1 protein-coding gene is annotated in these 555 nt (G+C 45.9%); it reads left to right on the top strand.

The features are described from left to right. A partial coding sequence (locus Q1A01_RS23655) for an Ig-like domain-containing protein (RefSeq protein ID WP_299686041.1) occupies positions 1–555 on the top strand: 555 nt, incomplete at both ends.

Here is a 555-nt window from a genome sequence, read left to right as displayed (position 1 = left end):
AGATACCTTTGATTATACAGTAGTGGTAACCAATGCAGATGGCTCTACCTCTACGGATACCGCTACGGTAGTAGTGACGGTGAATCCAGTGGATGATGTAGTTGATGATGCTGATAGCACCCCTGAGGATACGCCAGTGAATGTAGCTGTTTTAGACAATGATACTTTTGAGGGAGTAGACAATGAGGTAACTGATGTAACCAATCCAGCCAATGGAACGGTAACGATCGAGACAGATGGTACGGTGACCTATACACCAGATCCAAACTTCAATGGCACAGATACCTTTGATTATACCGTAACGGTGACCAACGCAGATGGCTCTACAACGACAGAGACTGCTACGGTAGTGATTACTGTGGATCCGATCGCAGATGTAGATGCGATGGATGATGTGGCTAGTACGGATGAGGATGATGCAGTGAATATTGATGTATTGTCTGATGACGATTTAGATGGTGGAGTAGGAGTTGTCACAGAGGTGACAGATCCAGCCAATGGAACGGTAACGATCGAGACAGATGGTACGGTGACCTATACGCCAGATCCTGATTT

The organism is uncultured Dokdonia sp. (assembly GCF_947492815.1).
Lineage (GTDB): Bacteria > Bacteroidota > Bacteroidia > Flavobacteriales > Flavobacteriaceae > Dokdonia.
Note: the sequence above shows the minus strand (reverse complement) of the source record. Positions and strands in the feature narration are given on the sequence as shown.